A 12,641-nucleotide genomic window follows, 5' to 3' on the forward strand; every position below is an offset into this window, starting at 1 on the left:
TATATGCAGGACACTTTTCCGGTGGTTCGCCCTTTCCAATATAAACACAAAAAGGAGGCATTCTTCAAAAAGAATTGCCTCACTTCCTTTCAATTATTATAAAAGTCTTAAGATAAATAATTCCTAATAAGTGGTGATTTTCGCAGATTCTTTCCTGCTTACTTCATCAATTTTTTGGATAAACATTTGAAACACTCGGCGTTTTTCCTCTAGGTCTTTTATGTATTCTTTCAACTGGTTGTAACTTTCTTCAAAAGGTTTATGGTACATCTCACGAATTTTTTCAATGATTTCCTCATTTACCGTCGATTGAATCACTTGCTTGGTAATCCCATATTTATAGGAATACACCTTTAATTCCTGTGCAACTTCATCATATTCCTTAGCAATTTCAGTAAGGACTAAGGAAATATCATCCTTCCACTCATCCAGTGATTTCTGCAAATAGGATTTTACCATAGTTTCTTCCATTTATATCGCCGCCCTTATCGAGTAAATAGTAATGTTTTTACTATTATAAAGGTGTTTGTTTACATAAAGGTTTCGTTCAGATTACAAATGTACAAAAAAACGATTACCTTTTTAAAGGTAACCGTAATTCATTATTCAACCTGCGTTGCTTTTGCAAACTCTTCGATGGTGGTTGAATATTTAATATAAGTTCGGGGCAGCAAATACAGCTCATTTTTAATTCCAGTTTGCGAATAAGGACCTGGCGTGGTGGTAAGTCCAAACAAATAGTACTTTTTTGTTTCCGCGACCACCTGTTCATCGGTGTTTCCGTATGGATAAGAAAGAGCAATAACGGGTTTCCCTGTTATTTTTTCTATTTTTTCTTTCGATACTTTTAACTCAAATGTTAAATTTTCCACCTTCGTCAAATCTGGATGTGTAGCAGTATGTGATTGAATGGAAATTAGCCTTGAGTCTGCCATCATTTTTAAATCAGTATCCGTTAATCGATTGGATTTTCCGATAAAATCAGAAATAACAAAAATAGTGCCTGTAGGCTTAAACCGATCAGTTTTAAGTTTTTGAAAGATGGCGAAGGCGTTTAGATTATTTTTATAGCCATCATCAAACGTAATAAATATTGGATTGTTTACCTTGTTTATATCTTGCCACCGCTCAAAGGTTAATAAAGTATACCCTTGATCTCGTAAATAGATCATTTGTTTCTCAAAATTTTCCGGAGTAACATATAACTCTTTAGAGCCATGACCACTATAATCGGCAATAGAGTGATAAATTAAGATGGGAACTTTTTGCATAGCTAATGCTTTTTCTGAATGTCCTACTAGGAGAAGAAATAGGAATAGCATTAAAAACCTGTTCATAGAATTCCTCGCTTTTTGTCATTGAAATGAGATTTCCCAATTATTATTCCGCAATGACTTGCAAGAAATCCATAAATCAAATAGAAGTGGTTTATACGACTGGATTGGTACTATTGATTTTACGCCCCGACGTCGTTTTTTTATTTTTCTGCTTCCGCCATTCAACAAATAAAAGGTTCAAGGCAATGCCAAGGTATACAGCGATTGGAAAGGCCACTGAACTGTCCAAAAATAGTGAAAAGGGAATGACGACAATTCTGAACGTGACAAACACCCAGGTAATCGCGTAACTGCGGAGAATCCACTCTTTATGTGCGCTGATTTTGCGCTGCGTTGCTTTGATTACACCCATGGCAGTCGTCCACAGCCAAAGCGCATTTAGGACAAGAAAGGCAATCATTGTTCCCCTCCCACCTGTTGCAGAAAGAGAAATATAGGGTACGACCAGGATATTTATAAAAATCGCCACTGCATAAATTTTCCCTAACATTTTATGAAGCTTAGGTTTCCTTCGGCTGATCTTCGTCAATTGAAAGGGTCCAATGGCAAGTGCAATTGTACCCAAAAAAATATGCGGGTAAAAAAACAACTTCCACGTTGCCAATGAAAAGTCTGGATTTTTCATCTTCCCTTTAACCATTGGTGCCCATTCTACTCCGTTCAGTAGAAACATAATAAAGATATAGATTGCGAATAAGGCAATCGTAAAATATAATCCCCCGATTGTCAGTTTTCTTTTCTTCTCAGCCTGCATGTTCATTTCTCCCTATCCTAAAATTTTTTCAAAACATTTATATGGTACTTTACGAAATGGAAATCGAATTATTCCTCTTTCTTGAAATCCTGCCCGTTCATACATGGTTAAAGCCCCGGGATTATCGCTAAACACATCAAGTCGAATGCTTGTATGCCCATTTGTCATAGCATAATCTTCGGCAAATTGGAGCAGCTTTTTCCCAAAACCTTTCCCCTGGTACTGGGGGTGGACCGCTAAGCGATGAATAATTAATGGTGTCCCATTTACATCCTCCCATAAAAGTGCCCGGTACTTTTTGCTTTCATTCGTATCAAGAGCCACCGCGCCAACTACTTGTTTGTCAGCTTGTATCCCAAAAAGATTCCCTTTTTTTAAATCTGTTTTTATGACAAATCGATTGGGGTAAAACCGATCCCACTGATTAACCCCCTTTTTCCTTAAATCAGCAGTAATCTCAGCATAAAATTGATTTACCTCTTTTAATTCCTTTAGTCCAATCGAGTGAATCTCCATCCCTTTCACCTCATTTTATAAACCGACTGTCGGTATGTTTAAAGTCCTAAAACCCCATCTTAAAGGGGCAATATTCGTTACGTCAATGTCTTGATAATCACTTTAAATACATCACTTGCTTCCACTGTATCCTCTTCTACCGTTGTTAGTATTTGTGTGACCCGTAGTCCATATGAAAAGGTCATCATCAGTGTTGCCATTTTTACAGCATCAATATTTTTCGGAATCACCCCATTCGCTTGCCCCATTTTAATCCATTGTGTACCTGTTTCTTTACTGTATCTGAAAATATCATGGAGAATTTTTTTGACCTTTTCATTATCCTGACTTAACAAATAAATAAAAATTAAATTGCCGATATCATTGCTATTTTGCCGCGAATGAAAAAACTGGCCGACAACGCCGAATCGTCCTTGATCAGGGCTTTCTTCCTTAATAGAGTGAGTGATGGTACTATGAAACTTTTCATTCATTTCTTCAATTTTTGATTTTAGAATCAGCCCAAACAATTCATCTTTACTGTCAACGTAATGGTAGATGGCTCCCTTAGACAGCCCCGACCTTTCAATGATATCCTTCAGAGTTGTACTTCGGCAGCCTTTTTCTAATATGATTTCTTCAGTTGTAGACAGAATATGTTGAAAGCTTGGATTATTAGAGATTGAACTAGTCATTTTTCTACCTTCCTTATTTGTTCATCGAGTTGTGTTAACGACCATTCGTTAATAAGTCTAAACGTGACTTTGCATACCTACGATACACCATTGTAATTAAAATGGCCACACCAATGACACCATAAAAAATCAATTGTGAAACAGCTAAAAAGGCTGATATAGAAAGTTCATAGACAAGAATGATTTTTACTATAGCCTCACCCAAAAGCGCAATGCCCCAAATAGCGGTCATGAACCGCAAGACAAAACGAAAATATGGCAGCTCCCAATTCTTTGCAAATTGCCCCTTCTTTTCTGACTGATCCTGCGCACTAAATCTGATTGCGAAGTGGTAAATCAGCGGCTTTGCAAAGAACAAGGAGGCGATAAAGATTAGGCCTAATAATCCAGTAACCATTGATTCCCTTAATAAAATGAGCCTTTCGTTTCCACCGAGCACAAATGCCAGTAAGCTTAATACAAACCCCGTTAGCATAAATAAGCCAAACGCATCTGCCTTTTTATATTTCACAATATGAAACAGGTTATCCCCCAACGGAATCAAGGTTGCAATTAGCAGCGAGACAAAACTTGAATAATAGTTTAAAAGCAGATTATAAACAACAACAGGAATGGCACCATTAATCACAAGACTTAACACAATCGTTTGAATCAATTTCTTTTTTGAATTAACATTCACCTTTGTTTCCTCCCCTTTTCACCTTCAAAATGTTCTAAATTAATAATACAAACCGACGGTCGGTTTGTCAATTGATTTTTTAACTTTTTTTTCCTGAAATTGAAATTGCTCATTTTGCAAAAATATGTTGTTATTTCGTGATTTCAGTCTTGTTTTGATAGCTTTTGTCAGTAGGCAGGAAAATGGGATACCAGTTGGTGAATAACTATCACAAAGATGATTATTTCCTAGATTCAATAGAGAGGAATGAAAATTAATGAAGACCTATACCTTGAAAGAAGTATCTAGAAAAATAAATATTGCACCGGGGACGTTACGCCAATGGGAAAAAGATTTTGAAGAGACACTAGGAATTCCCCGTTCCAAACAAGGTGCAAGAATCTATTCAGATTTGTTGATTGACCAACTGGTAGAAATAAAACAAATGACCGCCAAGAAGTTAAGTAAGGATCAGATACGGCAAGCAATGAAAAAAGAACAAAAAGCTGGGGGTGAAGATCGTACTACAAAAAATGCCGAAGTGTCACTAGAAATCATGGCTGAACCGGTTCCTCCAATCGCTGTTGATGAAAACGCACCAAATAATGCTGACCTATTTTTTGAGGCAATGGAAACGTATAAAAAAAATTTCTTAAATGAGGTCAAGGAGGAAATTCGAAATGTTGTTCGTAAAGAGGTAGTAGATGAGTTGAAAAAAGAAATATCAAAAGGCACCTTTTATACGGTGAAATCACTTTCAGATTCTATTTACAAATCGACAGCCAATACAAAAGCTGATATCGAAGAGTTATCCGAAACACTTGAAAAATCTTCGGAGTTGACTGCTGACTCATTACTGTACCTTAGTAACAGCATTGCAAATGTTTCACTTGAGACTTCCGAAGAGATTCATACCCTCTCAAGGAAGCTGTCTGAAACCTCTGAAGAGTTATCTCAATATGCCGATATCACAAATAATGAAATTTCAAGTCTTACTGAGGCTATTTCAACCGACCGGGAATTCTTTGTTGAAGAGCGTAATCAATATCGGCTAGAAATTACCCAAAGGGAACGAGCTTTCCAACAAATGCTAGTAAGCTTTAGAGATGTTGCCGCGGCCAAAGAGAAGAAAAGGTGGAAATTTTGGTCTTTAAGGGGGAATTCACATGAATACAAGTGAAGTGGCGAAATTATTAGGGGTGTCTGCGAGCACTGTTCAGCGCTGGGTTAAACTGATGGAGCTGCCAATGGAAAAAAATGATCGAGGACATTATCATTTTACTAGCGAAGATATTGAGCTCTTAAAAAAAATTCATGAACAGCTTCAAAATGGAATATTGCTCCAAGATATCGCCCCTGTGGTGGAAAAAAGGGGAATTCGAAAAGGTTCAGTTAAAAGAGGCGGGGAAAAGGAAACAGCCATCGAAAGGTTGGTTACGAAGGTCAGCGAATTAGAAATGAATCTAAATACCAAGGCCGATTCAGTTGCATCCTATCAGCTCCTCCAGCATCGCCGGGAAATAGATGATTTACAAAATCAGGTAACCCAATTAGCACTAGAGCTTGAACGGCTTCAATTTCAAATGAAGGAAATGAACACACCCCCACAAATCGACAAACCACTGGTTTTGGATGGTGGCAAGGTAAGAAGTAAAAAGAAAAATATCGTCAGTTCTCTATTTGGTTTTTAAACAAAACCACCAACGCATAAAAAACATGACCGAACAGATTTTTCCCGTTTAGCCATGTTTTTTTTACACTTTTTTGTTTTTCACGCTGTCGCTGTCAGGCTTCTTTATATCTCTCTTGCACGTCAAACAAATCGCCGACATACGAAATTTCCTTGATGGTAACCTGAAGTTCGCCTGTTGGAATCTTCAGTGATAGCTGCTCACCAAGATTTTTTAGTAGCAGCTGTCTGCCTACTGGTGATAAAAAGGAAATAAGGCCTTGATCGGGTTCTGACTGTTCTGGAAAACAGATTGTATAATCTTCCGTCTCATTGTCATCGTCGTAAAGGACAGTTACTTTTGTTCCGATAAAAGCTTTAGGAATCGATGAAATGAAGGTGCTTTTACGATTTTGCTGTAGTAAATCATCAACCTCTAAGAGGTACAAACTAAAAAAATGCTTCATTCTCTCTTGGACAGGGGTTGAAGAAAAATAAAGAGTGGTTAATTCCTGAATATTCTCGTCAATATACACTATCTGCTGACTGAAAAAGTCTTTGGATGGATAACTACGGTTCATAGTATATTGCCTCCAAGCTAGTGTCAAATTTCCTGCAGAACTTCATAAAGATTTTCATTACAAATTCCTCCCAAATAAAAAAATGAACCTTCCATTTGTATAGAAAATCCTTTGGTCTACCCTAATTTTAGGGCAGAGCCGTAGTACCACTATACGAAAATGAAAAGCTTTCCTACCCTTTTAACAAAGGAAAATCTTAGTATAATATTACCATATCTAGACAGAAAAGTCGCAACAACTGGTCAGTAAATGTTTGCGTATCAGAAATATTACAACCTGCCTTTATGACCAGGTGATAGAAATCACATACAAACGAAAGGGAAGGTGATACCATACATTTGAAGGTATATTAATCGAAACGAGGTTATGAATTGAATTTTCCACAACTAAAAATAGGACATATGAAACCTGCAGTTCCCATTATGCAAGGCGGAATGGGTGTAGGTATTTCTCTGAGCAAGTTGGCTTCAGCAGTCGCAAACGCCGGTGGGGTTGGGATTATTTCCGGTACAGGAATTACTGTTCATGAAATGCGTTCACATATTAGACGAGCAAAGGAACTAGTCGCAGGTGCCGGTTACATAGGTGTAAATGTATTATTTGCCATGAATGACTTTGCCGAAAAAATGAAAGCAGCCCTTGAAGAAAAAGTTGATTTTATTATTTCCGGTGCCGGCATCTCCAGGGATATGTATACATGGGGGAAACAAGCGGGAATCCCGGTCATTTCCATTGTCTCATCTGCTAAATTAGCAAGGATTTCCGAACGGTTAGGCGCGGCAGCCGTTGTCGTTGAAGGCTTTGAGGCTGGCGGTCATCTTGGAACCGAGCGTTCCATGTTTGAAATACTACCCGAAATTGTTGAAACCGTTTCAATCCCCGTTATTGCAGCTGGCGGCATTATGACGGGCAGTGATATCGCCAAAGCACTCGCCATGGGAGCATCTGGAGTTCAAATGGGCACCCGTTTTGTTGCCAGCGAGGAATGTGATGCCCCTCTTTCGTTTAAGCAGAAATATGTCGATGCCGGTAAAGATGACACGGTTTTGGTTAAAACAACTGTCGGCCTGCAGGGAAGAGCCATCAAAAATAATTTCACAAAATTAATCAGCGGACCTGATAAGTTAAAAATAGCTAAATGCCATGATTGCCTAAAGAATTGTTCCTATCGCTTTTGTACGCTTGATTCGCTTCTAACATCTGTTGGCGGTGATGTGGAAAACGGGCTCGTTTTTGCGGGTGCAAGAGTGGATGAAATCAAAGAAATTCTCCCTGTCCAAAAAATTATTGATAACCTCACTGCAGAATATGATGAAGCAATAAAAGAAAGTCTCTAGGTTTAATTAAAATCTCTCTTAATAAGAAAAGACTCCAGCGCCTTGGTCGGCCGCAGGAGTCTTTTAACTTCCTAGTTTATAATAACCTCTTTTTAGCGCGAAATAACAAAACCATAGGGCTTGGAGAAAGAAAAACATGCCCCAGATTGGCGCTGGAAAAATAACTGTTAACCGGGCAAGGTTAGCAGCATCCCCTGCTCCATCCGGCTGAATAACACTTATATAAAGGATTTCATAGGCACTTTGAACCGAATCAACTAATAGAATGGAGGCAATTAGAAGTAACAAATGATCCCGTACAGTTTGGCTCCCCTTGATAAGTAATAAGAGAAAAGCAACAGCAAATGAACATAGCCAAAAGATTCCATATGGGTTCCGCACCCAAAAGATAAGGTTAAGGAAAATAAAAGCTAACAAAATATCAATCAAAATGGTTTGCCTCTTCCTTCCTATCAGTAAGAATGAGAGAAACGACATAAACGAGGAAAAGGTATAGCCGGCAAGACTCGTAAAGAAGCTGCCAATCCAGGTAGACTGATTACTATATGTTGCCCCTTCTGAATTCATAAATAAAGAAATCCTTTCCACATTGCCTCCAAGCAGGGCAATAAAAGCATGACCTGATTCATGAATAAGCGTATTAATGACCTTTGCATAATTTCCGAGAAGCGGTACGTGAATCAACAAAAAAGCTAACACGAGGAAAAGGAAAAACTTCGTACTTAATTTTTCGCGAACAAAGCTCAAAATAGATTCTCCTCTTTTATAAATTTCTAACCTCATTTTAACATTTTTTAGTGAAACTATCGCAAATTTAAACTCGGAGATTTAGAAAATTCTTATTTTATTTTCTTTATACTATCCGTTTATTACTTCCGGAATGGATTCGACAAACCAACAACTTATATGTTATTATCGGGTTGTTGCATTAGCGAACGTACATTTTTATTTAGGAGGAATGTAATTTGATAGAGTTTAAGAATATTGTAAAGAAGTATCGAAGCAAAACCATCATTAATCCTTTTTCATTGGAAATTGATGCTGGACAGTTGGTTGTTTTTATTGGACCAAGTGGCTGCGGGAAAACCACCTTACTCAAAATGATCAATAAACTAATCCAACCTTCTTCAGGAAAAATTTTTGTGAATGGGACGGATATCTCGACAATGAATCCGATTGAACTACGGAGGAATATCGGATATGTGATTCAAAACACAGGACTATTTCCACATATGTCGATTAAAGAAAATTTAGAGTTGATACCAAAGCTTAAAGGTGAAGAGCCAGCTTCAATTGAGAAAAAGACAAAAGAATTGCTTGAAATTGTTGGTTTAGACCCAAAGGAATTCTTACATCGTTTTCCAAAAGAACTGAGCGGCGGTCAGCAGCAAAGAATTGGTGTAGCAAGAGCTTTCTCCACAAACTCCGATATTATCCTAATGGATGAACCCTTCAGTGCACTAGACCCTGTTACGAGAAGTTCACTTCAAGATGAGTTGTTCCAAATGCAAAAGGAATTAAACAAGACCATCATCTTTGTCACCCATGATATGGATGAGGCTATTAAAATAGCAGACAAGATTTGTATTTTAAAAGACGGAGATATTCTCCAGTATGACACTCCTGAAAATATTCTTAAAAACCCTGCTAATGATTTTGTTGAAGATTTCATTGGAAAAAGAAGGGTTTGGAACAACCCTGAATTATTGATGGCAGAGGATATCATGATTCATCAGCCTGTAAAAATTACCCCGATGCGGACCGTATTGCAGGCAATTGAGATTATGAAGGACAATAAGGTAGACAGCTTAATGGTGACAGATAAAAATAATGTCCTTAAGGGTCTTGTAACCTTAAAAGCTATTCAATTGCTCAATCGAACTACCTCAATTGAAATGATCATGGAGCAAAATGTGCTTTCCGTTTCACAGGATGCTAATTTAATTTCCGTTTTAGCAACAATGAATGAGCATAAAATTGGTTATCTTCCTGTTGTTAACAGTGCGAAACAATTAATAGGATTGATAACAAGAAGCAGCATTTTATCAGCATTAAGCAGTCAATTAATTGACTTGGAGGTGGCGTTTTAATGAGTGATTTTTGGAATTATCTAACTGGTAACTACCAGCAAATACTCAGTTTACTTGGAGAGCATCTTTATTTAAGTATTGTATCAGTAGTCATTGCCATTATCATTGGTGTTCCACTTGGGATCTTAATTTCAAATGAAAAGAAGCTTTCAAAACCGATTATCGGAACGACAAACGTTATTCAGGCCGTCCCGAGCTTGGCCTTACTCGGATTCCTGATTCCCTTTGTTGGAATTGGCAGTACGCCCGCGATTGTGATGGTTGTCCTTTATTCCCTCCTTCCAATCGTAAAGAATACGTATACGGGCTTAACAAACATTGACGGAGACATTCTGGAAGCCGCCAAAGGCATCGGTCTGACTAAGAGTCAAACAATGAGAAAGGTTCAGCTTCCGCTCGCCTTCCCGATGATTATGGCGGGTATCAGAATTTCAGCGGTTACAGCTGTTGGTTTGATGACCATTGCTGCCTTCGTTGGAGCAGGCGGACTGGGGTACCTCGTATTCTCGGGTGTGCAGACCGTCGATAATCATATGATTTTGGCCGGAGCGATTCCTGCCTGTATATTAGCACTCTTGATTGACTTTGTCGTTGGGAAACTTGAATCCTCCCTTTCTTATACGAACAAGAAAAAATCCGCAACAAAGTCAAGCAAAAAGGCAAAAAAATGGATAGTTGGTGTGGCCTCTATTTTGTTAATTGCTGCAGGTTCACTTAAAGTTTATTCAATCGCCAATGCTGAAGACAAAATAGTCATTGGTTCAAAGAATTTCAGTGAGTCATTAATTTTAGGGAATATGCTTGCTGATCTAATCGAAAACAAGACGGATATTCAAGTAGAAAGAAAGTTAAATCTTGGTGGTACGCAGGTTGCTTTTAGTGCGATTAAAAATGGGGATATTGATTTATATGTTGAATATACGGGGACAGGTTTGGTAAATATTTTAAATCAGCCTCCAGAAAGTAACCCGGACAAAGTCTATGATTTTGTTCAACAAGAATTCAAGCAAAAATATGGAATTGACTTATTAAACCCGCTTGGGTTTAATAACACCTATGCCTTAGCTGTACGCCAAGACACTGTTGACGAGTATAATTTAAAGACGATATCTGATCTGGCCAAAGTAAGCAATCAATTAGTCTTTGGTCCAACCATTGAATTTCCCAACCGGGTAGATGGATTACCTGGACTTGCAAAAACATATCATATCGAATTCAAAGATGTCAAAGCCATAGATGGCGGATTGCGCTATACTGCACTTAAGAATCATAAAAGTGATGTTATCGATGCCTTTTCTACCGATGGATTACTCGAGGCATTTCAATTGAAGGTGTTAAAAGATGATAAAAACTTTTTCCCACCGTATTATGCCGTGCCAATAATTAAACAAGAAACATTAAAAGAACATCCGGAATTAAAAAAGGCAATTAACACCTTATCCGGTAAGCTTAACGATGAAAAAATGCGGGAACTTAACTATAAGGTCGACAGCCTCAAACAGTCTCCTGAAAAAGTGGCAAAAGAATTTTTAGAAAAAGAAGGATTATTAACTAAATAGCTACTACTAGAAAAAGCCGGTTCAATTTACCGGCTTTTTTTATTCTTCTAAAAAATGAACGACTCTGTCATACGCTTTTTCATCACCAATGACAAGGAGGACATCCCCTTCAAGGATTAGAGCATACGGACCTGGGGAAATGATCATTTCTTCCTTTCGCTTCATCCCAATTACGGTGCCTCCGGTATTCTGCCAAAATTTCACTTCGGAAATAGTCTTGCCGATATGAATACTTCCTGGATATACCTCAACTTCAATTGGCGCCAATGGATTCGTGTGCCGAAGTTTCCCAGAATAATCCATGATTTTCCGCAATGTTTCGAAAACCTTTTCATCCAGTCTTTCTCTTTCTACCATTAGAGAATTCATTTGCTTTTCAAGATCTTTGATGCTGGCCAGGTTAGAAAAACGAGATATATATTTAAAAGCATTCTCCCGGGAAGAGATCACGATGCCGCTCCCTTTTGTAGAATGAACAATTTCCACGTCCTCTAAAATCTTAATTGCTCTCCTTACTGTCTCTGGAGATACCTTATATTCACTCGCCAACGTAGACCTGCCGTGAATCTTTTCCCCTACTTTAAATTTCCCGTCATAAATGCGATTGGCCAAATCAATCGCAATTCGTTCATAAGTTGGGATTTGTGCCCTTTGCATAGCAGACCATCACCACCATTTAATCAATAGCATTACCTTTTCACTATACCGTTTTACGTAAAGGTTTGCGAGGAAAAAAATATTAAGCTCCCACTGACACCTTTTGTCTTTTTTTTTACGAACATTGGACATAATTGTAAGGAGTCTTTTTTTATCGAGGTGTGGGTATGAAACGGAAATTAATCATCTTTTTAAGTGTGGGATTCATCATCTTTATGGCTGCATTATGTATTTATTACCTAGTGAAAGGGGATTCTTCAAGGTGGCAGGTTGCCCTCGGCGGTATTTTTGCTGGCGCACTCCCACTTCTACTATTACGGTTGAAAAATAACCCCTTTAACATTCCAATTATCGTCAGTTATTTTATTTTTTTATTTTGTTCATTGTTTTTAGGCTCGATTAAAAGCTTTTATCTTCATCTCAATTGGTGGGATTCCACCCTTCATTTTTTTAAGGGGATATTTATTGGCTGCATTGGAATATCATTATATAAACGATGGATTCCAGAAAATGTCCGCAATGATGTCTCCCATTGGATACTGTTTCTTTTCGTCCTATCACTTTCCGTTTTGGCTAGTGTAATCTGGGAGATTTATGAATTTGTCGGCGATTTAACCATTGCCCACACGATGCAAAGAGGCGGCAATAAGGATACAATGTATGACCTGATCTTTGGTTTAGTCGGCGGTCTCATTGTCGCATTGTATGCTCTCGTTCGAAAACACAAGGTTTAGTTAGGGGTAATTAGGTAAGCTCGTTATCATTTATGAAAAAGCAGTTCTAAACGCAAGTTTAGAACTGCCTTTTTT

At 38.0% G+C, this 12,641-nt stretch carries 15 protein-coding genes; 6 read left to right on the plus strand and 9 right to left on the minus strand.

The features are described 5' to 3' along the window. Positions 1–123: 123 nt before the first annotated feature. From BANVL01_RS10010 to BANVL01_RS10035, 6 genes are all read right to left on the minus strand, one after another. Positions 124–471 (minus strand): hypothetical protein, encoded by a 348-nt coding sequence (locus BANVL01_RS10010; RefSeq protein WP_066088620.1) that lies wholly within the window; start codon positions 469–471, stop codon positions 124–126. 131 nt (positions 472–602) lie between these two features. Further along, on the minus strand, positions 603–1,337 hold the full coding sequence (locus BANVL01_RS10015) for a polysaccharide deacetylase family protein (protein WP_066088623.1): 735 nt from the start codon (positions 1,335–1,337) through the stop codon (positions 603–605). 91 nt (positions 1,338–1,428) lie between these two features. Beyond that, positions 1,429–2,091, minus strand: coding sequence for a DUF2306 domain-containing protein (locus BANVL01_RS10020; RefSeq protein ID WP_066088625.1), 663 nt, complete (start codon positions 2,089–2,091; stop codon positions 1,429–1,431). Between the two features lie 12 nt (positions 2,092–2,103). Next, positions 2,104–2,607 (minus strand): GNAT family N-acetyltransferase, encoded by a 504-nt coding sequence (locus tag BANVL01_RS10025; protein ID WP_066088628.1) that lies wholly within the window; start codon positions 2,605–2,607, stop codon positions 2,104–2,106. Positions 2,608–2,684: 77 nt separating this feature from the next. Continuing rightward, the gene (locus BANVL01_RS10030) at positions 2,685–3,281 is read right to left on the minus strand and encodes a TetR/AcrR family transcriptional regulator (protein ID WP_066088631.1); all 597 of its coding nucleotides are present in this window, start codon (positions 3,279–3,281) and stop codon (positions 2,685–2,687) included. Between the two features lie 34 nt (positions 3,282–3,315). Further along, positions 3,316–3,960, minus strand: a complete 645-nt coding sequence (locus BANVL01_RS10035; protein WP_066147853.1) for a VC0807 family protein — start codon at positions 3,958–3,960, stop codon at positions 3,316–3,318. 256 nt (positions 3,961–4,216) lie between these two features. Between BANVL01_RS10035 and BANVL01_RS10040 the strand changes: the two genes are divergently transcribed. Continuing rightward, on the plus strand, positions 4,217–5,119 hold the full coding sequence (locus BANVL01_RS10040; RefSeq protein ID WP_066088634.1) for a MerR family transcriptional regulator: 903 nt from the start codon (positions 4,217–4,219) through the stop codon (positions 5,117–5,119). After that, positions 5,106–5,630, plus strand: coding sequence for a MerR family transcriptional regulator (locus BANVL01_RS10045; protein WP_066088637.1), 525 nt, complete (start codon positions 5,106–5,108; stop codon positions 5,628–5,630). The genes BANVL01_RS10040 and BANVL01_RS10045 overlap by 14 nt, the downstream gene beginning before the upstream one ends. A 94-nt stretch (positions 5,631–5,724) precedes the next feature. Here the strand turns inward: BANVL01_RS10045 and BANVL01_RS10050 are convergent, their stop codons facing one another. After that, positions 5,725–6,189, minus strand: coding sequence for a GreA/GreB family elongation factor (locus BANVL01_RS10050; protein ID WP_066088640.1), 465 nt, complete (start codon positions 6,187–6,189; stop codon positions 5,725–5,727). Positions 6,190–6,590: 401 nt separating this feature from the next. Here BANVL01_RS10050 and BANVL01_RS10055 point away from each other — a divergent pair, with 401 nt between their 5' ends. Next, positions 6,591–7,526 carry an NAD(P)H-dependent flavin oxidoreductase gene (locus BANVL01_RS10055; protein ID WP_172800903.1) on the plus strand — a complete coding sequence of 312 codons (936 nt, stop codon included), beginning with the start codon at positions 6,591–6,593 and terminating at the stop codon, positions 7,524–7,526. 63 nt (positions 7,527–7,589) lie between these two features. On the opposite strand, the gene BANVL01_RS10060 is transcribed toward BANVL01_RS10055, so the two are convergent. Beyond that, on the minus strand, positions 7,590–8,273 hold the full coding sequence (locus BANVL01_RS10060; protein ID WP_066088646.1) for a M50 family metallopeptidase: 684 nt from the start codon (positions 8,271–8,273) through the stop codon (positions 7,590–7,592). A 218-nt stretch (positions 8,274–8,491) separates the two neighbouring features. On the opposite strand from BANVL01_RS10060, the gene BANVL01_RS10065 reads away from it, so the two are divergent. Beyond that, positions 8,492–9,616, plus strand: coding sequence for an ABC transporter ATP-binding protein (locus BANVL01_RS10065; protein WP_066088649.1), 1,125 nt, complete (start codon positions 8,492–8,494; stop codon positions 9,614–9,616). Further along, positions 9,616–11,175 carry an ABC transporter permease/substrate-binding protein gene (locus BANVL01_RS10070; protein ID WP_066088652.1) on the plus strand — a complete coding sequence of 520 codons (1,560 nt, stop codon included), beginning with the start codon at positions 9,616–9,618 and terminating at the stop codon, positions 11,173–11,175. The genes BANVL01_RS10065 and BANVL01_RS10070 overlap by 1 nt, the downstream gene beginning before the upstream one ends. A 39-nt stretch (positions 11,176–11,214) precedes the next feature. On the opposite strand, the gene BANVL01_RS10075 is transcribed toward BANVL01_RS10070, so the two are convergent. Continuing rightward, positions 11,215–11,832, minus strand: a complete 618-nt coding sequence (locus BANVL01_RS10075; RefSeq protein ID WP_066088656.1) for a GntR family transcriptional regulator — start codon at positions 11,830–11,832, stop codon at positions 11,215–11,217. A gap of 167 nt (positions 11,833–11,999) precedes the next feature. Here BANVL01_RS10075 and BANVL01_RS10080 point away from each other — a divergent pair, with 167 nt between their 5' ends. Continuing rightward, entirely contained in the window at positions 12,000–12,566 is a 567-nt protein-coding gene (locus tag BANVL01_RS10080) for a DUF2238 domain-containing protein (protein ID WP_066088659.1), read from the plus strand. The last annotated feature ends 75 nt before the right edge of the window (positions 12,567–12,641 follow it).

The organism is Neobacillus novalis NBRC 102450 (assembly GCF_001591805.1).
Classification (GTDB): Bacteria; Bacillota; Bacilli; order Bacillales; family Cytobacillaceae; genus Neobacillus; species Neobacillus novalis.

Coding starts and splice junctions, on each gene's coding strand:
- BANVL01_RS10010 (WP_066088620.1), bottom strand. CDS start 471: ATGGAAGAAACTATGGTAAAATCCTATTTGCAGAAATCACTGGATGAG.
- BANVL01_RS10020 (WP_066088625.1), bottom strand. CDS start 2,091: ATGCAGGCTGAGAAGAAAAGAAAACTGACAATCGGGGGATTATATTTT.
- BANVL01_RS10055 (WP_172800903.1), top strand. CDS start 6,591: ATGAAACCTGCAGTTCCCATTATGCAAGGCGGAATGGGTGTAGGTATT.
- BANVL01_RS10040 (WP_066088634.1), top strand. CDS start 4,217: ATGAAGACCTATACCTTGAAAGAAGTATCTAGAAAAATAAATATTGCA.
- BANVL01_RS10075 (WP_066088656.1), bottom strand. CDS start 11,832: ATGCAAAGGGCACAAATCCCAACTTATGAACGAATTGCGATTGATTTG.
- BANVL01_RS10070 (WP_066088652.1), top strand. CDS start 9,616: ATGAGTGATTTTTGGAATTATCTAACTGGTAACTACCAGCAAATACTC.
- BANVL01_RS10045 (WP_066088637.1), top strand. CDS start 5,106: ATGAATACAAGTGAAGTGGCGAAATTATTAGGGGTGTCTGCGAGCACT.
- BANVL01_RS10015 (WP_066088623.1), bottom strand. CDS start 1,337: ATGAACAGGTTTTTAATGCTATTCCTATTTCTTCTCCTAGTAGGACAT.
- BANVL01_RS10030 (WP_066088631.1), bottom strand. CDS start 3,281: ATGACTAGTTCAATCTCTAATAATCCAAGCTTTCAACATATTCTGTCT.
- BANVL01_RS10050 (WP_066088640.1), bottom strand. CDS start 6,189: ATGAACCGTAGTTATCCATCCAAAGACTTTTTCAGTCAGCAGATAGTG.
- BANVL01_RS10080 (WP_066088659.1), top strand. CDS start 12,000: ATGAAACGGAAATTAATCATCTTTTTAAGTGTGGGATTCATCATCTTT.
- BANVL01_RS10025 (WP_066088628.1), bottom strand. CDS start 2,607: ATGGAGATTCACTCGATTGGACTAAAGGAATTAAAAGAGGTAAATCAA.